Genomic DNA, 21,221 nt, shown 5'->3' on the forward strand with positions numbered 1-21,221 from the left:
CCTCCAGTTCGCCGAACGTCTTGTAGTGCTCGCGAGGAGAGGCCCCGGACGCACAGCTGGCCCTCGGATCCGCAGTCGAGAACGCGCGCGTGAACCTCGCCGACCCCGATCTATCACCCGAGGAACGAGCCCTGAACGAACGGGGTTTAGCCTCTTTTCAAGAGATGCTCGACCAGAAGCAAAGCGAACCCGATGGCCCATCGACCGCTCCGTAGGCGATCGTGTAGCGCGCCGTCGTCCGCCGCGCCCTTCACATCTACCCTCGACCAAACAACCCACGTTCATGCGCGAGAGGCCACCCGAGATGATCAATGCGGACTACGAGTCCCCCGAAGTACAGCGCATGATCCAAGAGGCCCAGGAGGCGATGACCGAGGAACTCTTCGAGGAAGCGATCCGTACCCGGGCCAACGTAGAGCCCGACGACCTGACCACGCTGCTGGACCTCTTGGCGCTGGGCATCACCAACGGCGCCTGGCGGAACAGTTGCGTCGAGAACTGGCACGCCGACGACCGACTCTCGGACGGCGACATGATGCGGATCAACAGCCACACCACCGACGGCATACGCCGACGCCTGACCGGGTGGACCACCGAGTACGGGATCACCTCGGCGGAAGCCTCCGCACTCGCCCAGGTCGATGCCGAAGATGCCGGAGTCCTCGCCACCCGTCTCTTCCGGTGGCTGACGAATCCCCGGCGCAAGCTGCCCACCGGCATCACCCTCGGCGAGTTGGCACGAACCGGAGAAGACCTCGCGGAGTACCAGGACCACGCGGACCGCACCCTCGGCGGATTCGTCGGCCTGATGGAGGACGAGGGTGTACGGTTCGGCCTGCTCCGCACCGCCTCCCACGGCGCTCTTTCATGTGCTCGGTGGTGGGCACACCCCGCATGGCCCGATCTTGTCGAACGCTTCATCTCCGCCCTCGACGAGCCGACCCACTCCCACTGGGGCCCCGGCGGTCAATGGCGCACGAAGCTCGGCGTCGAACCCGTCTCCATGCAGGACCGCCACACTCTGTGTGCCACCCTGCTGGCGGCCCCGTGGAAGCTGGACGGCGCTGCCGCCGAGTGGATCACGAACGCCGGGATCGGATACATGTCCCCAACAATTACACCGCCTTCCGCACCCACATCCAACTGAAGCTTGTCGCCGAAGGAGACCGTGGGACGCGGCCGTTGTCTGACGCCCGTGGATTGAGCGGGCTCCGAGCGCGGATGGGGCACCTCCACAGCCACAGATCGCCGCTGGCCGACACCAAGGCCGCACGATAAACGAACGCGTGCGCTGGCGACGGCCATCACTCTCCAGAAGTGAGCGCTCGCACCGACGACCAAAGCACAGTGAACCCGTCAATCCTGTGGACCAGTTGTGGACCACACGACATGCGCGGATCGGCACGATAGGGTAGAAAACGAACGCTGTATTGGGCGTTAAAACACGCCTACGGGGGACTCCGTCCGGGTGGCCGCGGCCTGATCGGACCCGCAATGGGCTGTCGTCACGGGCGCCGCCGGGTCGTGGTCCGACGGCCGGGTGGCACCTCGAACCGGCCGCGTACGAGCCCCATGCCGGTTCCGCGCCTCCGCGTCAAGACCACGTGGATCCGATTCGCGACCGACCGTGCCGAGGAAACGTCATGGCGCGCGACGACCAGGGCAAGGGAAGCGCTCAGCTCGGCAACCTGCCCCGGCGAGAGCCCCTGCGGCAGGGTAACGAGCATCGTTGGCTGGGGGAGGTCGCGAGCGCCGATGTCGCAGTCCGGACGATCGGCAACAGCGTAGGGCCGCGCACGAGCGTCAGGCCCGGTCCTACGGCGACTGCGATCACATCGCAGCGGGTCATCCGGGCGGGACGGCTCGGACACCTGGCCGAAGCCCTCGGGAAAGCGGCACGACCACGGTCGCACTGATTTGTGGCGCGTTGGATCGTCTGGGTAGGGGTCAGGTCGGGGTGTAGTCCGCGTGGGGGATGCCGCGTTCCCAAAGCATCTCGAACATGCCGACCACGGGCAGCACGCGTCGAGGATCGGCGACGTACTCCATCCGGTCGGTGTCGACGTCGGTGACGATCTCCCGGGCGCATTCCAGGGCGCCGGCGTGGACGGCGGGTGTGGGGACCTCGAAGTGTCCGACGCGTTCGCACAGGTCGATCGAGGGCCGCACGCCGATCACCGCGCGGCGTAGGCGCATCCATTCCCGACTGTCGGGGACGGTGCCTGTGTGTCGGTCGACGGCCTCGGTGAGGTTCGCGGCCAGGTAGTCGATCCAGTGGCGGGCGGCGCGTTCCCGCCAGCGGCGCGACATGCCGTGTGCCATGCGTTGCCACACGTCGGCGAAGGCGGTCGCGAGCGGGGACGACGACGCGGGAGCGGTGCCCGGGGGCCGGTGCAGCAGATCGATCAGTTCCTCGCAGACCGCCGCGGCCGGCGGGAAGCGGCCCGCGGGTACGTCGAACTGGTCGTCGAAGAGGAAGAACCACCCGTTGACGTCGAACGCGAGATCGAGATCCTCGTCCTTGGCGTCCGGGTACGAGTAGGCGGCCACGTCCGCCCCCTGGGAGAACCGGTAGCGCTCCACCGCCTCGTCGCTGTTCAGCAGCCCCATGCGGCACGCCCACGCGACGTTGCGTTCTCGGGCCGCGGCCGGGTCGAGGGCGATCCAGGAAGGTACGGGTATGTCGAAGTCCACGTCTCGGGGCACCTCCCTCACACCCCCCGCGCGCATCCACGAACGCCTACCGTGACCACGCGGCCCGCATCGCACCCGACCACGACACACCCCCAGAACTCGACGAATCGGGGCACACCCCAGAAGACCACCGGCGAGCCCGCTGCCAAGACAACACGGATCCCGCAGTGGCGGAGTACGTGTTGCCCATGCACTGGTTGGGCACCGAACGGGTACGCCTGCCATGGTGTGGCCGGCGGGTCACGGGGGGCACGCGCCGCCCCGGCCGATTGCGATCAGGCGGTTTCCGTACCATGCCAGCGCTGGTGTTTCACGTGTCTGGTAGTCGTCCACAACGGAGGCCGTCGACCATGTGGAGCCGTCCGAGGAGCGTAGGTGCAGTGTGCCCTCGGAGTCGGGGAAGAGCATGTACAGCGTCGGTCCCGCGACGGCAAGCCGTACCGAGTGTGAAGCCCGCACATCATCGATCTCTTCTGTTGTCCAGTTCCCCGAGCCGTCCTTGTGGCGCCATTGAGTCCACACGCGGCCGTGCAAGCTGCGGCAGTAACAGGTCAGGGCACCGTTCCACATGAGGAGTTCGGGGTCTCCGACCGTGGCAGGTCGCATGCTGAACCGGACTTGCTGCCAGACGTTTTGGTCATCGCGTCGCTGAACCGTGAAGTCCAACACAAGCCCGCCGGTCACCCGCATCGCCGCGTGCAGCGCGGTGCCGTCCCAGCAGAGTGACACTGCCCGGCCGGGAACGCCGGGCATTCCCGAGGCCGCCCCCCACGTGACGCCATCGCTGCAGGTGCGGGTGAACCGTTTGCCGTCGGGTGCCTCGTAAGCGCAGATCAGCGATGTGCCTGCGGCGGTGAGCGCTACGGGTGCCGCCGTGGCGGGGCCGGGAGCGTTGGGCAGAGTCCGCCAGGTGCGGCCCTGGTATTCCGCCCAGGTCAGCTGCTCACCGGCGTAGGGCCGGAACAGGAGATGCAATTTCCCCTCTCGCACGGCGATCGCGGGTGGAGAGGCAGCGGGGCCGAACGGCAGCCGGACCGGCTCGCTCCAGCGGCGCAGCCGCGGATCGAAGGTCCGCATGGACAGTTCGGGACGGTGTTCCATTCCGGTGGCGGTGAAGGCCGGCACCGTGTGGGTGGGGGTCGCGAGCCGGTCGGTGATCACGCTGCGGGTTGCTGTCAGTGATGGGATGCTGATGTCCGGCGTGGCGACGGTCACCCATACCGAGCGCGCTGCTTCCCCGTCTCCGGATCCGGACAAGGAGGTACCACGCAATTCGAACAGGGTGTCCTGGGTGATGTTGTGGGCGGTATAGCTGTCGCGGCCGGTGACGGAGATGTCCGCCTGGTGGTAGCGCAGCCGGAAGTTGCCGTTGGCTGCCTGCCAACTGAGGGTGACGCTACCGCCGTACGGGACTCGCAGGGGTTCCGCCCGTAGGTCGCCCAGGCTGAAGGTGGGCGGGAATTTCGGCACGGGCAGCTCGACGGTCTCCGTGCTCCAGGGGATTTCGCCGGTGTCCCCGGGGATCCGCCAGCGCACCGCGACGGTCAGCACCGAGCGGCCTTCGACGCGGTTGACGGGGATCTTTGCCACCGTCAGCGCGAGGCCGTTGCCTTTGTCGATTTCGGCTGTGCCGTTGGGTGGCGTGAAAGTTACTGCCCCGGACGCGGTGACGGAGGCCGCCCAACCTTGCCGGTTGGCGGACGCGGTCATCCCGGTGGTTTCGGCGGCCAGGGCTGTGGCACCGGCGCCGACGGGCACAGTGACGGTGATGCCACCGCACTCGACCGGGCGGGAGGCACGGCGGGTGAGGACCAGGGTCAGATCCGACCGGTGGTAGGAGCCGGAGGCCGGGGACACCGGGACGGGGAAGGGCGCAGTGGACAGCGTGTGAATCAGTTCGACTCCGGCTTGCGCAACGGTTCCCGCCGTGGAGGCGTTCTCCGGTGTGGCAGCAGGTGTCGCCATGTTGGTGGTCACGGTTGCTCTCTTCGTGGGCGCGCGCAGGGGTCGGGGCAAACGCGTTTCAGAACAGCCACAGCCGACCACCGGTCGACAGCAGCGCCGGGTCGTACGTGTAGATCCGGTCGGACACCGGTGACGCGCTGGTCCAGGCGGTGCCGTCGTAGCTCATGAGCTGGGCGCGGCCGGAGACGTCACGGTAGACACAGTGCAACCGGTCGCCGTGGACGGCGAGTGAGGGCGGCCCTGCGGGTTTTGCCCCGAACGGCAGTTTCGGACCGGCCGCCCACGTTTGGACATAGGTCTCGTTGACCACCTGATGGTGGTCATGGGAGGGGTAGACGCACACCATTTTGTCCCGGAAGAGTGCGAGTGCCGGAGCTCCGGTGGCCGGAGCTCCGGGGAGCCAACGATTGACCGTGGACCAACTGTTCATCTCGTGGAACCAGTATTTCGGCGGCTTGTCCGTACTCTCCGTAATCACGAGGTACAGCATCAGGGCCGACCTGGCAACCAAGGCGGGACGGAACGGGCTCGTGGCAGGTTTGAACTGCTCCGGCTCACCCCACTTCCCGTCCAGTTGCATCCGGCGCATCAGCACTTCCGTGCCGCTTGCGCCGCCGCGGTAGGCGACCCACAGGAAGGGATACTTCAACGTCATGCAGGGATCGATGCCCGGGCCGACAGGTTCCTCGACGCGGGTCCATGAATAGCCGTCGAAGGACGACCACACGAGATCTGTTGTACCGAGCGGCTGGTAGAGGAGTTCGACGTAGGGGTTGCTGGGAGACCCTTCGGGCTGCCCCGTGGTGTGCGAGAACAGCGACGGGGCACCGACCGGCAGGGCGCTGCGGATCCATTGGCTGTCCTGCCAGCCGGTCCCGTCCACGGCGAGGAGGCTCTCCGGGGTGGCGGGCAGGTGCTGGGGAAAGACGAGCGGGGTGTCGGTAGAGGCCGCCGGGCTGACTCTCCCCGCCTGCAGGGTCCCGTGGACGATCACTCGGCCCACCGACAGGTGTGCGGGGTTGGCGACGTGTACCAGGAGACTGAGCGTGCGCTCCACGCTGCCGGAGCCCTCCTGTGCGACAGCCCGCAGGTGGAAGGACGTTGTCTGCCTCAGGCCGGAGACGGTGGTCGAGGTCTCCCCCGTCACGGGGTACGTCTTGCCGTCGTAGTACAGCGCGAGAAAGGTGGCGGCACTCGCGTCCCAGCGCAGGGTGACCGAGCCGCCGTGGGGCACGCTTTGCGACTCTGCGGTGAACGACCGCAGATGGAATCCGAGCGGGAACTTGCCGACACCCAGGCCGGTGGTGTGTTGTTGCCAGTCGGTCGTGCCGGACTGCCGCCAGGAGACGCTGATGTCCACCTGGCTGAGGCCGATGCGCTGGTTGACCGGCAGGCCCATCGCCTGGAACGTCACACCACCGCCTGCCCCGATCTCAGTGGGTGCATCGGGCCCGGGTGTGAAGGTAAGAGTGCGGGCCGACTCATTGACGTTTGCTGTCCAGCCCGCCAGGCTGATGCGCCCGGTGACACCGGACAGGCTGGAGCACAGGTCGCCCTCACCGGGGCCGACCTTGAGCGTGATCGTGAACGAGCGGCATTCGACGGGGGCTTCGGCGGCCGGCGTGGCCACCACGATCAGGTCGCCCTTGACAGGACTCCCGCTGGAGGGGGAAATCCGCAACGGGTCCGGGTTGGCGGACAGGTCGAAGTGGAGCGGATCGGCGCCGCTGCCGGCGGTTCCTGTGGCCGGAGCTGCCACGTGACGGACGAGCGTCATCACGCCTCCTCGACGGTGGGCCCGGACACGGACGGACAGGCGGGGCCGTCCCCGGCATTCCCCGCGAGCGGTGGCGCGATCCTGACCCTGTCCCGGGTGCGGGTCTCCATTCGGTCGGTATGGAGCGTGTCGGTCACGACGAGGTTGTGCACCTCGAAGTCCGGGTCGGTGACGCTGACGATCGCGCCCAGTGTCTGCTCGGCTGATCCATGGCTGCCGCGCAGATAGAACACGGTGGTGCGGCGCATGTCGGGCACGGTGAACTCGGCGCGCCCGGTGACGTCGTACTGCACGTCCTCGCGCAGGAGGTGCAGGGTTGCCCCGGCGGACGCCTGCCAGCGCAGTTCGACGTCCTCGCCGTTGTTCACCTCGGCCTTGGCGGAAGTGAAGTCCTTGAGGTAGAAGCCGGGCGGGAACTTGGCTACTTCGAAGACGGTCTTCGCGGTGCCCGCGTCGTTGTTCCAGTGGGCGGTCACGGTCACTTGGGAGGAGCCGATGGCCTGGTTGACCGGGATGCGGTCGAGGGTGACGGCCAGGCTCGCACCGGGGTCCACGATCTCGCCGCCGGAGGAGGGCATGAAGGAGAAGGTGGACTGTTGTACTCCGGTGTAGGCCCAGCCGGAGCGGTCGACGGCTGCCTCTACGCCGTTGAGCGAGGAAGCGAAGTGTGGTGAGTCCGCCCCGGCCAGGACTTTCACGGTGATCTCGTCGAGGGTGATCCTGCCCTGGCCGATCACCGACACGAGGACGGTGATCTTGGCGTATTCGGTGTCGCCGGTGCCGGACGAGACCACCACCACGTCTGGTGTGGTGCGGAGTTGGATGGCCACGCGGCTCTCGGCGGTGCGGGGCGCAGCCGCCGGGACGTACTCGGTCATGGTGATGCTCCTGGTGTGGATGAGCCGGCGAGGTGACGGAGACCAAAGAGCGCGGCGTCAGCCTTCGCCGTCGCGGCTCGCGTCAGCCGCCCCGTCGAGCAGCATGAACCCGCTGCGGATCCGGGGTCGGGTCCCCTGGGGCCACACCGTCGGGTCCGGCGCCGCCATCGGCGAGCGCGGCCAGGTCTCCCCGTCGCGTTCGGTCCACGTCCAGGTGCCGGTGGCCGTTGCCGGGTGGGGGGCCAGCACGGTGTCCGGGCCGGAGGTGCCCGACTGGACGGGGGCAAGCAGCGGGCCCGCGCGGAAGGCCACCGTCATCGCCGCAACGGCCTCTTCGGTGAATTCCTGCGGCACGAACACCTCGCCCACCGGCAGGATCTCGGTCGTCGCGTGCACCGCGGCCCGGGCGTCGAGAAGCAGCGTCACCTGGGCTCGTGGTCCGTCCAGGGACAGCTTCATCCGTTCCCCGCGGTCGATCCACCGCAGATAGCCGTCTCCGCTCTCACCGGGCTCCACGGTGGTCTCGAAGTGGTCGTAGTCGTCGCCGTGCACGTATCCGATCAGGCCGTCGTCGAGTTGGGCGGCTTCACCGAGCCGCACGCGCCACAGGTAGTTCTTCAGGCGCGGTTCCGGCTGGTCGAAGATGGTCTTCCAGTGCACGTCCTTGCGGACCGGCCCGCACAGTTCCAGGCCCAGTTCGGCCCGTACCAGGGCCAGGGGGCGTCCGAAGAAGCAGGCCAGGCTCGTGTCGTCCGGGCCGTCCGGGTCGATCACGGCGAGCGTGTCGTCCAGGCAACGGCGCAGGGCGTCGAAGCCCGCCGGGCCCTGTCGGCGCACCCCGGCCAGGAAGTCGTGGGCGTGGCGGGAGAGGTCGGCGAGGTCTTCGAGTTCGGGGACGGGTGAGCCGGGCAGCGGGTTCCACTCGACTGCCCGCCGACCCGTTCCGTCGACGATGATCCGGATATCGCCGAGGGCTGTGCCGTCGGGGCTGTAGCAGGCGATGGATCGATCCAGCCGGTTGTGGAGCAGCCAGGCGCACACCGGGTTCGCACCGGCGGTGACGTCCACCTCTTGGCCGGTGTGTCCGTCCAGGAAGTGGAAGGCGAGCCGGGCGGGCTGGAGCAGTCGCGGTCCCAGTTGCGCGTACCGGTCCGGTTCGATGCCGCCGACCTGCTCGTCGGGGATGAACGTCGTGGGCCGGGCGTAGTCGAAGTGTCGCGGATTGTCGATGAGGTTGACGGCCCGACCGAAGCGGTCGACGACCGCGAGGCGGGTGAACTCCAGCTGCCCCGACCGTAGTTCCTGGAAGTCGCTGTCCTCCCAGTCCTCCCACTCCTCCTCGGGGAACGTACCCGGCCGGGGCATGCCCTGGTCCCCGTCGGCGATCAGGTCGCCCACGAGGCCGTCGGGCCGCAATCCCGAACCGGTGATCCGCTGGCCGATCTGGGCCGAGAGCCCGTCCAGGCGCTGGGAGAGCTCGTCGGTGGTGCGCAGCCGGGAGCGCAGGGAGCGGACCATGTCCTGATCGAGGTCCGTGCGGCCGTTGGCATAGGCGGCGAGTTGCCCTTCCAGCAGGTGTCCGCTGGTGGGGGTGAGGATCTGCCGGCCGGAGGCGGGGACCCGGTGGGTGAGCGTTCCGCTTCCGGTCCAGCGGTAGCGTTCCCCGTCGAAGCGCCAGTTCTCGGTGCCGTCCGGCTCCTGGAAGGGGATGGCCACGTAGTCGGCCTTCCACATCAGGAACAGCGGCTGCCAGGGCTGCTCCCAGGGCTCGGTGCCGTATTCGGGCAGTGCCCCCTCGGCCTGGGCCAGGTCCAAGTCCTGGGCGCGGGCCCGGTCCAGGATGAAGAACTCCGCCAGGAGTTTGCTCACCAGGTGGGGCAGCCCTGCCGTGTTCACGCGAGCGACGTCGGGAGCCACGGTCGGCGCGGTGATCGGCCCGACGGCGGTGACCAGGCGTTCCTCGGTGCGGCAGGGAAGCAGCGAGTCCCGGTCCAGGGGAGCGTGCAGGTTGGCGCCGCGCAGCAGCACGACCGGGTCGGCGGCTTCCTCGTAGGGGGCGAGCGGGACACGCTGCAGAACCCGGGTCGAGCGCAGGCCCTTCGAGGCGGCGTGCTCCCTCGCCTGTGCCTCGAGTTCGTCCTGGTCCATCGACCAGGGCAGCACGGTTCGCTGGGCCAGGACCTGGGACGTCAGGTCGGCGACCTGCCGGGCCGGCGAGCCGGCGACCTCCGGCTTGAGCTTGTCCGCGATCTCCTCGGTGAAGAAGTCGGGTTTGAATTGCAGCCGGCTCAGCGACCACAGGTGGAACAGGTACTCCTGGGCGCTCCGCAGCTTCCTTTCCACTGCGTCGAGGTCCCGCTGCTTGGCGTTGAGGTCGGCGACGACCGTCGCTTCGGCAAGGCACTCGCGGGCCGCTTCGACGGTGGAGCGGGCCGGCAGCGCGTCGGGGTCGCCCCGGTCCACCACGCGCCAGGCGTAACCCCCCGGCACCGGGCCGAATCCGGAGCGGTGCGCGGCCCGCTCCGGAAAGAGGTCTCCGTCCGTACGGTCGAGTCGTTCCAGGCAGCCGAGCGCGAACGCCTTGAACAACTGGGCATTGCCGGCGTTCAGTGCCCCGGTGCCGCCGTATTGCTCCTCCACCGCGGCGGATGCCTCGGCGGTGGAGTTGCCGATCCCGACGGCCACCTCGTCGGGGCGCGGATTGCCGGAGGGGGGAATGGGGCCGTTCGGCTTCCAGTCGATGCCGAGCGCACTGCCCGCGTACAACGACCGTGAGGGGGTGCCGTAGCCGGGAGGCAGGATCCACTCCAGCTCGTCCATGAGGTCGCGGAACTCCCCCTCGCCGCACAGGGGGTCGTACTCTTCTTGCGCGTACCAGCCGATCACGCGGTAGCTGACCCGGGCATCGGCGCTCACGTCCTCCAGGGAGTCGTGGAGGGACAGCACGTTGGTGTTGTACGGCTGGTAGACCGAGAAGGTCAGAAGGCCGGGGCCGAGCGCGGTCAGGAACGCCTTGCGGCGACCTTCCGGCTCCTGCCAGGGTGCGGAAGCGGTGAGTTCGTGCTTGCGGCCGATCCTGGTGGGGGTGGCAAAGTCGGTGTGCGGGTCGAGGTAGGAGACGGTGCCGGAGTCACCGAGGTGATCGCTCTCCACCAGCCAGCTGCGGATGCCGCCGTCCCAGCGGCGGGTCACCAGCCACCGGTTGGGGATCAGCGGAAACTTCCCGATGCCCTCCTCGGTCTCTCGGCCGCGTGCCAGACCCGACGGCAGTTGCCACGTCACATAGGCGCCAAGCCGCTCCGGCCGGTCCCGCCACGGCTCCGGGTCGCTGAACGCCGGGAGTTCGGGGGGCGTGTTGCGGGAGGCGAAGGTGGAGAAGTTCGCCGGCAGGCGCTGCATCGTGTACGTGTCGTCGGTGTCGCGCACCTGGGGGTTCACCGCGAACGCGGCGACCTCGACGGGCACCACGAGGGTGTCGTTCAGGGCCATGGGTCTACAGCGTCCCTTCGGTGGACTCGGCGGGCGGGGGCGATGCCGGGCGCGGGGTGAACGTCTGCAGCAGGGGCGCCTTCACCATCTGGAGCGCGAACTGTGCCGAGGAGATCTCTTCCACGGTCAGCGCGTGGGCCAGTGCGGGGGCGAGTCGGTGCTCGATGTCGAGGACATCGTGGCCGCCGGACCGCAGGAACTGTCTGTAGCAGCTGCCGTCGGCGGGGAAGTCTCCGAGTGCCTGCCCGACCGGCGCGACGATGGAGCGCAGTTCCGTGGTGTCGTTGAAGCTCAGCCCGAAGTGCAGGCCCTGCGCGGGCTCGCCGAGCGTGAAGCGGTCCAGCACCTCCGTATACACAAGGATCCGCAGGTCTTGGCCGAAGTCCCGTTGACGGGCCGGCGTGATCTCGCGGCCCTCGGCGAACGCCGTCAGCAGGGCATCGGGCCAGCCGGTCAGCAACTCGGAGCGGATGACCACGCCGGAGGCGAGCCGGTCGATGCCCCTGATCTCCCGTGCCAGGTCGTTGAGATCGGCGTCCAGGGCATGCCCCACTCCCACGCTCAGCGCCCCGTCGACCGCCGCCTGGATCCAGCCGAGATCGATGTGGAAGAACCTCAGCGACTCGGGCGGCAGCATACGTTCGTCCGGTACCAGGTGGTCGAAGGGCACCATCTCCAGCCGGGCCAGCCGGGTCAGCCACGCCTGGACCGGGTGCAGTGAGGACTGCACGGCAGCCGCCAGCACCGAACGGGTCGAGGCATCGGCCAGCACGGTACGCAGCAGGCCGGTGCCGAGGGCACTCGGTGGCGCGGTGCGCGGGGCAGGGCGTCTTCCTGCGGCCTTGAGTTCGGCGCCCGTCCGGACCAGCGCCGTGGCCAGCGGCCCGTCCTCGCCCAGGAGCCGGTCGAAGGCGCGCCGGGCGACGCGGGTGTCGATCCCGGCGACGGCGTCCCGCTCTCCCGGTGCGCGCAGTTCGGGGAAGGTCAGCAGCCGGCGGGCCGCCTGCCGTGCCGCCTTTCGGAAGGTCAGCAGCGCGCTGCGGAATTCGGCGTCGGCCAGAGCCAGGGATCGGCCCGCGCTGAAGGCGACGGCGTAGCCGGTGTCGAAGACGCCCAACTCCTCCACGTACACCAGGGCTTCGCCGGGCGACTCCAGGCGCACGCCGGTGCCCTGCGGCAGCGGATGCGCGGGGGCGGCTGTCAGCGGACCCCGGTAGAACCCGACGCTCATTTCCCCGGACTCCAGACTCTGCGGCAGCACGGTGCCGCCCTGCCTGAGCAGGTCCAGCGCGAGCGGCACCTCGGACGTCTCCGGGAGCGCGGGGTGGCGCAGGATCGGGTCGGGGTGGGCCGCCAAGTGCCCGGCGAGTTCGCCGAAGTCGAGCTTCGTGTCGTCGATCGAGGTGAACGCCCAGGAGTGCAGGGAGACCAGCCGAAGTCCCTCGGCGGGCGGCGGGGTCTTCCCGTCCAGGTAGTTCTCGAAGCCGTCGAGGGAGACGAGATGGGCGACGTGCAGGCCCCCGGTGTCCGGGAAGCGCCCGGACACCACCACCGCTTTGAGGTCTTCTTCGTCCGGCGGCGGGTCCTCACCGGCCCTGCGGGTCGCGTCCGGCGGGCCGCCCTCGCGGATGTGCGCGAGCATGCCCAGTTCGTACGTGGTGGGGCACAGGGCCGTGAACAGCGGGCCCGGCACCAGGATGCTGGTGACGGTCAGTTCCCGCTCGTCCTCGAACAGCGGCGTCTCGAAGGCAGGCGGGCGGCCGTTGCCGGCCTGCCCGGCCACGAGTTGGGCGGCGGTGGAGACCGTCACCTGGCCCGCTGCCTGCTGATCCTCGGGTAGCTCACCGGCCCGGAAGAGCAGCAGCACCAGCCAGGGAGAACTCGCCGGGGCGCCGCGCAGCAGGTGCATCCAGGGGAAGCCGGGCCGGGTGAGCGTGATGTGCGGCAGCACCGTGCCGTACTCGCCCTCCGCTCCGGGCGGTGGATAGCAGGCGGCGACGTCCCCCGGAACCAACTGCAGGCGCGGCTGGCGCACCGCGAAGACCTGCTCCAGATCCGGCAGCAGGTCCTGGTCGACCCGAGGGTCGCCGCTGACACTGTGGTCGACGGTAACGGTGTGTCGCCCCGAGTACAGGGAGGGCAGCCGGTGGTCGAAGAACCGGGTGCGGTGTCCGGCGTCTGCCATCAGTACTCTCCCTCGGAGGAGTTCGGGGTGCGCGTGGCGCCTGCGGCCACCAGAAGCGGCTCGGCGGTGAAATAGCGGGGCACCTCCCGGGCGTAGCCGGGGAGGTCCGTCTTGGCACCTCCGACGTCCACACCGAGTGCACCCATCAGCGCGTGCACCTTGCGGCGGGCGACACGCGACGCCGGAGTGTCCACGCCTGCCGCGATCCGTCCGATGACCTGAGCCGGCCGCTCCGGTGCCGGGACCAACGGCTGGTCGTCGACGCTCAGCGGCAGCACCCCACTCGGGTAGATGGGGTCGAACTTGAAGGTGTCCTCCCCGATGTAGCCGGTGGAGGCGCCGTAATCGACGTCGGGTGAGGTGAGGGTGATCCCGGTCAGGTGGAGCTTCTTCTCCCTGCCGTGTTCGGGATCGCCCGTGTCGTCCCACAGTTGCGGCGGCAGCGCGGTGTACTGCGCGTTCGCCTTCCACCGGGCCAGGTCGACTCGTTCCCCGTCGCGGCTCACCTGGACGCGCTGACGGGTACTGAGGCCGGTCACCCCCATCGGGTGGACACCGAAATGCGTGTCTTCGAAGACTTTGTCAGGCCCGGTAGTAGCGAGTTCGATGCGACTCAGGGGTACCTGCGTGTCCGTCCCGAAGGTGAACCCGGACGCCTTGACCAGCCAGTCGCCCTCTCCCGGGGTGTCGGGAGTCCCTTCGGTGATCAGCCCGTCACCCGGCCGCAGCCGCGCCCGCGCGCCGGACTCGGGGAGCATCGCCCGGGTGGCGGGCCAGTCCAGGGTCTTGTCCGTACCGCGCCGAGAGGCGCCGAAGCCGATGGTGAAGGAGACGAACCAGACGCTCACCCGGGCTTCGCCTCCGGTGGGCGGCCCCCAGATGCGCAGTGATACGCCGACCTCGATGCGGACGGTAATGCGCACGAAGAGCACCTTGACCGAGCCCTCGACACCGATGGACAGCGACAGGCCCATGTCGAAGTAGAACGGATTCCACTCGATGAGCACGTCCACCTTGGCGGTGCACCACGCCTTGATGATCCCGGACTTGTAGCGCACATCCAGGCCGCCGCCCGCCATCGCGGCACGCGGGGTGAGGGCGAAGTACGCGCTGCCGGAGACGGTGACCTTGCCGCCGAGTGCCCAGTCCACGCCGATCCGGGGCAGCTGCGGATAGTGCGCGGGGGCATGGTACGCCTCGTGGTAGCCCCCCGCGCTGAAGACGAAGTCCCCGGCGTTCGCGTGGTTTCCGTACCAGATCTTCAGGCCGATGCCGCCGCGAAGCTTGCAGTTCTCGTCCAGGACGAACGAACTGGGGTTCAGCGACGTCCCGACGCTCAGCTCGCCGGAGTTCGGCTTGATCACCAACTCGAGCCCGACGTCGATCCGGGCGTACTTCTTGTTGCCGCTCTTGGGGAACGAGGTGCCGGCCGTGCCAAGCAGCCCGATGGTGAGGTCCGCCCCGGTCTGGAGCAGCGCCATCGCCGTGCCGTCGACCAGCTCACCGATGGTGAAGGCGAGGCCGCCCGCCATCCACAACTCGCCCTGACGAGGGGTGATCCACGGGTTGGCGGTGCCGGTCAGGGTGTCGAGAATCTGTACCGGGTTGGTCTCGTCCCCACCGATCGAGGACGGGTCCGTGAGCGCCTTCAGGAACGGGAAGGTGCCCAGGTCGCCGAGTCCGGGAGTACGCAGACGGCTGTTCCAGCCGAAGCCGGCCGCAACACCGGTGAGCCGGAACGCCGGAATCCCCAGCCCCGGTTCAGCGCCGAGCGCGGCAAAGGCGAAGAAGGAGGGCTGGGTACCGGCCTGCTGCGGAAAGACCACCGCTCCCGTCCCCATCCCGTACAAGCCGCGCTTGCCGCTCGTGCCGCCCCCGAAGGCGAAGAGCAACAGACCGCCCACCACCGCCCGATACGGGGGCTGGGCGGGCTGCACCTGCAGTGCCCCCGTCACGGTCAACGGGGCCTTGCTATAGGTGATCTCGATGCCGTGTGCACCGTCCAGTGCTCCACCCGGAAGGAAGGCCACGCCCGCACCGGCGGGTTTCGGAGGGTTGAGCACCACGAAGCCGTCCGCGGTGGGCACCGCTCGAGTGCGCCGGGACAACCCCGGATGGGCGTGTTGGGCACACGCGGAACGGGTGGTGGTGGTCTTCGGGCGACCCAGCCCGTCCACGCCGCCGGAACCGTCGGGGGTGACGGGGCGAGGGGCGCTCACCGGCACCACAGTCCTGTCCGGCAGGGCCAGCCACACCCCGGCGGGCAGCGCGACCACCAGTGGCACCCCCAGATCGGTGACCTGGCGTGCCGACAGGTCGCTGCGGGCGGCCAGGACGTGACCGCCGGGAACAGGAACCACCAGCACCTGATGCCCGTTCCTGTCCAGGATGCCGCCGTCCCCGGCGAGGCCGCGCAGCGAGAGCGTGAACCCGCCTTCCTCCCCACGGAACGTCAGCCCCGTCACCAGCGGCACAGGCAACTCGGGCAACTCGTACCCGTAAAGGCCGGCGATCTCCGCAACACCGGCCCCGGCCCCTGGCAGACCGATGGTGAAGCCGACCTCGGCGACCGCCCCACTCACGCACCTGAATTCGACCCGCACGGCGGCAGGTGCGGGGCCCAGAGCAAGCAACGCCTGTCCCTGCGCCGACAAGCCCGCCGCGTCCCCGTCCTCACGAGACAGCGCGAACGTGCCGTCCGGCCACAACTCGCCCGCACCGCCTGCCGGCCCGAGTTCGCTCAACGGAAGGACCAAAGGCTCGGCCTTATCGCCTTCCAACGCCTTGCGAAGATCACTTTCACGCATGGTGGGGCCTTCCCTTGAGCGGATTGACGAGCCCGTTCGCGATCCCCGAGCGGCGGACGATCACCCGCAGCCACCACACGCGATCTTAGGATTCGCACTCGTTGAGAAGAAGGCGAAAACAGGACACGCCATGACGGAGAGTGTCCCGGCCTTCACCCTTTGCTCCAGGCGGATTCGGCTTGTTCGACCTGCCGCGTGCCCGGCCGACAGACCCCCGGCCCCCACCTCAAGACGGCCCGACCGGCACACCGAAACGACATCGAGCCCAGGCGGCCGGAACTCGGCCGGGCTCGATTCGGACGGGCGCGGATGGATCCGAAGCACCCGCCTCGCAGAGGGACGCTCTGCCTCGTTTTGTATCCATCCGACCGAAGTCGCCGTGCACGCGTCACGCGTGCAAACCCGTGCGCCGATGAGCTTGAGCCGTTCGACGAGCGCCGACAGGCGGGCACCGTCCGCAACGGCAGCCGCCTGCCGGCGCGGGGCGCGGCTCCCCGGGTTCGTCACCGGCGCTCGCCCGACCGTACTCCGCGGCCAGTTCCTCCAGGAGCACGTCGAGGGTGCGCTGGTCGGCGATCGTGTGGTGCAGGGTCACCGCCAGGACGGTGGTGCCGTCGCCGGTGTCGAGCGCGGCGACCCGGTACAAGGGCGCCTGTTGCGGATCCAGCACCGTGTCGCGGCAGCGGCGCAGGAAGGCGTCGGTGTCGCCCGGGGCGCCGCGCTCCACCGTGACGGGGGGCGGGGCCGAGGGGCCGACGGTGAGCAGCAGGTCGTGTCCGTCGTCGTGCAGCGAGGCCCCCAGCACGGGGTGCCGAAGGGCCACCGCGGCCACCGCGGCGGACAACGATTCCGCCGCCAACGCGCGGTGGATCCGCAGGGCGCCCACCACGTTGTAGGCGGGGCTCTGCGGGAACATCCGGGACAGCAGCCACATGCGGCGCTGCCCGGGCGCGGCGATCGACGGTCCGGCGGGGACCTCGGGGAGGTCGTCGGGACGGTCGGCCGCGGCCACGGCGGCGCGCAACTCGGCCAGGGTGGGGTCGTTGCGCAGGAAGTACCCGGGCGGCAGCGAGACCCCGAGTCGGTGGTGGATCTCGGCGGCCACTCGCGCGCCCAGCAGACTGTGCCCGCCGAGCGCCACGAAGGGGGCCCGCGGGTCGTGGTCCGCGGCCTGCGGAAGCACCTCGTACCAGATCGACGCCAGGGCGTCCGGGCTGTCCTCCTCGGCGTCGACGGAAGGGGCCGATCCGCCGTCGCGTTCGCGCAGCAGGCGTTCCAGCAGCGGCCGTTCGCCCACCGGCCGACCGGCTGGTGGCGCCGGTCGCCGGGCGTTCAGCCGCTCCTCGGCGCGCTGCCGCAGCAGCTTGCGGTCCCGCTTGCCGCTGCTGCCGAGGGGGAGTTCCGCGACGATCAGGAACCGAGTCGGAACACACCCGGACGGCACCCGACCGGCCAGGTACTCGCGGAGCCTGCGGTCCAGCCCTTCCCCGGCCTGCGCCTCGGTGCCGGCCACGGTCGGCTGGACCCACGCGACCAATTCCACGTCCTCGCCGACCGTGGCCGCCACCACGGTGCCCGCGACCACCTCGGGGTGGCCGTTCAAGTGGTGTTCGACCTCCTGCGGTTCGATCCGCCGGCCGCGGATCTTCACTTGGTCGTCGATGCGGCCCAGGTACTCCAGACCGCCGTCCACCACGCGCACCCGGTCCCCGGTGCGGTACCAGAGGGGCACCGACGCGTCGGCGTCCGCGGGTACGAAGGCTCGCCGGGTCAGCTCCGGCCGATTGAGGTAGCCCAGGGCCAACGGCAGGCCGCCGATCCGCAGTTCGCCCTCCTCCCCCGCGGCGACCGGCCGGCCGTCGCGGCCGAAGACGCCGAGAACGCAGTTGTCGACGGGCAACCCGATGAGGATCCGGTCGATGTCGGCGGCCTCCTGCGGGCAGGTCCAATGTGTGACGTCGATGGCGGCCTCGGTGGGGCCGTACAGGTTGTGCAGCCGGGCGGGCAGGCACGCGACGAAGGCACGCGCCACGGCGACGGGCAGCGCCTCACCACTGGAGAACACATGGCGCAGCGACGTGCAGTCCCGCGCGCCGGGACCGCGCAGGAACTCACGGAGCATGGACGGGACGAAGTGGCACACGGTGATCCGGTGTTCCTGGACGGCGCGCGCCACGAGAGCGGGATCACGGTGCTCCTCCGGTGCCAGGAAGACGCAGGTGGCGCCGGAGATCAGCGGCAGCCACAACTCCCAGCCGGAGACGTCGAAGGTGACCGGGGTCTTCTGCAGAATCCGGTCCTTCGGCTCGATTTTGTAGGTGTCGCGCATCCACAACAGCCGGTTGCACAACGCCATGCTCGGCAGCACGACACCCTTGGGGACGCCCGTGGATCCGGAGGTGAACAGGACGTACACGGGCTGCTCCGCAGCCACGTGCGGCAGCGGATCCGCGACGGCCCCACCGGCGTCCGAAGCGTCGCGCGACGCCTCGACCTCGATGGTCCGCAGCCCGTGTGCGGCCAGGACCGGCCCGGCCTGTGCACCGACGAGCGCCAGCCGGCTGCCGGCGGTCTCCAGGACACCGGCCAGCCGGGCGGGCGGCTCGTCCGGGTCGACGGGCAGGTAGGGCAAACCGGCCTTCAGGACACCCAGCAGTGCCGCGAGCAGCCCGTTGCTGCGGGGTACCGCCACCACCACCGGCACGCCCTCCGGAGCCTGTTCGCGCACGGTCCGGGCAACGGCGTCCGACCACGCGTCCAACTGCCGGTAGCTGAGGACGTCTTCCCCGGAACGGACGGCCGGGCGGTCCGGGTACCGTTCCGCCGCGGCCTTGATCAGACCCGGCAAGCCGGTCGGACAATCCCGTATGGCCTTGGGTCCCGTCAGCTCCATGGTTGCGGCCCCCGACTCGTCTTGCACGTCCCATGCTCCTCTCGCGCCCGGACAGGGCCTCAACTCACCCTAGGAACACCCGATCGAAAGCCACAGAGGCGCTGATGAGTCCTTAACGATCTTGCGTTTCCCTCGTCTTGCCCGCGCGGGGCCACGCATTTCTTCGGATGGGGTTTCCACCGTCGATTCAGCGGCGATTCGCAATTCATCGAACTCGGCGCGTACTTCGCGCGATGGACGACCAAATCACGGCCGAGTGCAGGCGTTGTGCCCCGAATGCACATGCCGTCCCGGCATCCTGCATGCAATCGGTTGCGCCGTTCGCGGTGACGTCGACCGATACTCCGAGGCCGTCGCCGAATTGGCGCCGCCACGCGCGTTCGAGAACCGCTCCTGTTTGCCGCCTGCTGTGCGCGGGCGGGGCATCTTCGCGAGCCGGCATCCGATGTGCAAGCTCTACAACGCGACCACACTCGACCGATCGCCGACGCTTGCGTCCGGCCCTAGCCGCGGCCGGCCGGCGACGGCTTGACGAGGCGGGCATACGCCCGGTGTGTGCAGCCGAAGACCCACACCAGGCAAGGGATGACCAGCGCGATGAGCCAGGCGCCCTCGGTGAACTTGGCGGCGGTGACCACGATCGCGGCCACGGCGGTGAGGAGCGCGCCGAAGGCGTTGAGGGCGAGCTTGGCGCGCCAGCCGGCGGGTCGCAGAAGCCACCAGTGCCTCACCATGCCGACCTGGGAGAGAGTGAAGCCGACGAAGACGCCGATGGCGAACAGCGGGACCAGGACGTTCATGTCGCCGCCCGAGGCGAGCAGCAGGATCGCCGAGGTCACGGCGAGCAGCGCGACACTGGCCCGGTACACGTGGCGACGGTTGTGCACGCCGAACACGTGCGGGAGGAAGTCGTCCTTGGCGAGCAGGTCGGCGAGTACCGGCAGGCCGCCGAAGGAGGTGTTCGCGGCGAGCGCGAGCAGGAGCACAGTGGCGAACTGGACGACGTAGAAGGCGATGCCGTGGCCCAGCGAGGCGTTGGTGACCTGGGCGAGGACGGTGACGCCGTCGGCCGGTCGGACCGAGTACTTCTGGATGAGCCCGGCGATGCCGATGAGCATGACGCCGAGTAGTACTCCCAGGGCGATCTCGGCGTGTTGGGCGCGGCGGGCGCGTGGGGCCTTGAAGGACGGGACGGCGTTGGCGATGGCCTCGACGCCGGTCAGCGCCGCGCAGCCGTTGGCGAAGGCCTTGAGCAGCAGCAGGATACCCACCGAGTGCAGCGCGCCGGTGTCCACCGGCGGCGCGAGCGGCGCCGCCGCCGGACCGCCGCGCAGGAGGCCGACCACCACGACGGTGAGTATGGCCAGGACGTACACGACGGTGGGGACGATGAACATCTTCGCGCTGTAGGCGATTCCGCCGAGGTTCACGGCGGTGATCAGCGCGAGCACGCCCAGGCACAGCCAGATCGTGTACGCGTGCAACTCCGGCACCGCCGAGGTCAGCGCGGCCACGCCGGCCGCGACCGAGACCGCGACGTTGAGGATGTAGTCGACGACCAGCGAGGCGGCGGCAACCAGCGACGCACGCCGGCCCAGGTGCTTGCGGGCGACTCCGTAGGCTCCGCCGCCCTCGGGGAACGCGGCGATCACGTGCCGGTAGGAGAGCGTCAGGACCAGCAGCAGGCCCGCGATGACCAGGGTGACCGGAAGCGTGAAGCCGAGTCCGGCGCCGCCCGCGAGGGCCAGGACCAGGACGATCGCCTCGGGCCCGTACGCGACCGACGCCATCGCGTCGAGCGACAGTGCGGCCAGACCTCCCACGACCGTCAGTCGATGCCGGTCGACGTCTCCTGGAGCAGAGTCGGCCGCATGTTCACGGCGCTGGGCAGTCACGGACACGTTCACGGGGGTTCCTCCGGCGGGCTGGGTCGAACGGAGTCCAGCGTCCGCCCCCGCCGACCCTCGGGAACCACCCCTGACGTGATCCTGGCGTCGTCGGCACCTGCGTATACGTGTTCCTGCCGTCTCCTCGGCGGAGCCCTCGTCCGGGGACACGGGGTGCCCGACTGCCGGGGGTCCGGTGGTGGCCCCGAACGTCTCCAAGGTCGGTCGTGGGCTTCGGGTCGCGGCAGGGTGTGGGGAGGTTCCGGCGTCAGACCTCCAGAACGCCGGCCGACCCGTTTCCATCGATGCCGAACGAGATCAGGAGCACGCGTGTGCCCGATTCGGGTTCGCGCTCCAGGATGTCCTTGAGCCTGGTCAACAGTCCGGTGCAGTCATGCCGGCCGGAGGAGACGCTCACATCGACGAGCTGATCGCGTCGTACGTGGAAGTGGCGCCGGAATCGCCGGTTCAGGTTGGGATCGGACGTGTGCAGGACGATGTCGGCCTGACGAGATGTGGGCGCCGCACGGGTGGACCGCCTGCGCGGTGGGGGGGGGGGGGGGTACCCCCCCCCCCCCCCCCCCGGGGGTGAAAGAAACGCGGGGTGCCCGGGCGCCCGGGCGCGGGGGGGGGGGGTGGTATTAAAA

The 21,221-nt window shown here is 69.5% G+C and carries 10 protein-coding genes and 1 pseudogene; 1 reads left to right on the top strand and 10 read right to left on the bottom strand.

Annotated features, from left to right (window positions below):
* Positions 1-283 precede the first annotated feature (283 nt).
* A complete protein-coding gene (locus ACFXMF_RS07010) occupies positions 284-1,147 on the top strand; it encodes a hypothetical protein (RefSeq protein ID WP_379987804.1) in 864 nt (287 codons plus the stop codon).
* An 800-nt stretch (positions 1,148-1,947) separates the two neighbouring features.
* Here ACFXMF_RS07010 and ACFXMF_RS07015 read toward each other — a convergent pair.
* The 10 genes and pseudogenes from ACFXMF_RS07015 to ACFXMF_RS07060 all read right to left on the bottom strand — a co-directional run bounded on the left by ACFXMF_RS07015 (position 1,948) and on the right by ACFXMF_RS07060 (position 20,992).
* Positions 1,948-2,694 (bottom strand): hypothetical protein, encoded by a 747-nt coding sequence (locus ACFXMF_RS07015; protein ID WP_379987803.1) that lies wholly within the window; start codon positions 2,692-2,694, stop codon positions 1,948-1,950.
* A gap of 240 nt (positions 2,695-2,934) precedes the next feature.
* Positions 2,935-4,671: a hypothetical protein gene (locus tag ACFXMF_RS07020; RefSeq protein WP_379987802.1), complete on the bottom strand. Its 1,737-nt coding sequence runs from the start codon at positions 4,669-4,671 to the stop codon at positions 2,935-2,937.
* Between the two features lie 46 nt (positions 4,672-4,717).
* The gene (locus tag ACFXMF_RS07025) at positions 4,718-6,436 is read right to left on the bottom strand and encodes a hypothetical protein (RefSeq protein WP_379987801.1); all 1,719 of its coding nucleotides are present in this window, start codon (positions 6,434-6,436) and stop codon (positions 4,718-4,720) included.
* Entirely contained in the window at positions 6,436-7,314 is an 879-nt protein-coding gene (locus ACFXMF_RS07030) for a hypothetical protein (RefSeq protein ID WP_379987800.1), read from the bottom strand. The genes ACFXMF_RS07025 and ACFXMF_RS07030 overlap by 1 nt, the downstream gene beginning before the upstream one ends.
* 57 nt (positions 7,315-7,371) lie before the next feature.
* A complete protein-coding gene (locus ACFXMF_RS07035; RefSeq protein ID WP_379987799.1) occupies positions 7,372-10,803 on the bottom strand; it encodes a hypothetical protein in 3,432 nt (1,143 codons plus the stop codon).
* A 4-nt stretch (positions 10,804-10,807) separates the two neighbouring features.
* Complete coding sequence (locus ACFXMF_RS07040; protein WP_379987798.1) at positions 10,808-12,988, bottom strand: hypothetical protein; 2,181 nt, start codon at positions 12,986-12,988, stop codon at positions 10,808-10,810.
* On the bottom strand, positions 12,988-15,732 hold the full coding sequence (locus ACFXMF_RS07045) for a DUF6603 domain-containing protein (RefSeq protein WP_379987797.1): 2,745 nt from the start codon (positions 15,730-15,732) through the stop codon (positions 12,988-12,990). Before ACFXMF_RS07045 ends, ACFXMF_RS07040 begins: the two co-directional genes overlap by 1 nt.
* Positions 15,733-16,183: 451 nt before the next feature.
* Positions 16,184-18,715, bottom strand: a complete 2,532-nt coding sequence (locus tag ACFXMF_RS07050) for an amino acid adenylation domain-containing protein (RefSeq protein ID WP_379987796.1) — start codon at positions 18,713-18,715, stop codon at positions 16,184-16,186.
* A 482-nt stretch (positions 18,716-19,197) separates the two neighbouring features.
* Positions 19,198-20,589, bottom strand: a pseudogene (locus ACFXMF_RS07055) (APC family permease); the annotation flags it as partial.
* Between the two features lie 253 nt (positions 20,590-20,842).
* On the bottom strand, positions 20,843-20,992 hold the full coding sequence (locus tag ACFXMF_RS07060; protein ID WP_380020555.1) for a hypothetical protein: 150 nt from the start codon (positions 20,990-20,992) through the stop codon (positions 20,843-20,845).
* Between the last annotated feature and the right edge of the window lie 229 nt (positions 20,993-21,221).

The organism is Embleya sp. NPDC059213, from assembly GCF_042754445.1.
Classification (GTDB): Bacteria; Actinomycetota; Actinomycetes; order Streptomycetales; family Streptomycetaceae; genus Embleya.

Coding starts and splice junctions, on each gene's coding strand:
- ACFXMF_RS07010 (WP_379987804.1), top strand. CDS start 284: ATGCGCGAGAGGCCACCCGAGATGATCAATGCGGACTACGAGTCCCCC.
- ACFXMF_RS07025 (WP_379987801.1), bottom strand. CDS start 6,436: ATGACGCTCGTCCGTCACGTGGCAGCTCCGGCCACAGGAACCGCCGGC.
- ACFXMF_RS07030 (WP_379987800.1), bottom strand. CDS start 7,314: ATGACCGAGTACGTCCCGGCGGCTGCGCCCCGCACCGCCGAGAGCCGC.
- ACFXMF_RS07035 (WP_379987799.1), bottom strand. CDS start 10,803: ATGGCCCTGAACGACACCCTCGTGGTGCCCGTCGAGGTCGCCGCGTTC.
- ACFXMF_RS07040 (WP_379987798.1), bottom strand. CDS start 12,988: ATGGCAGACGCCGGACACCGCACCCGGTTCTTCGACCACCGGCTGCCC.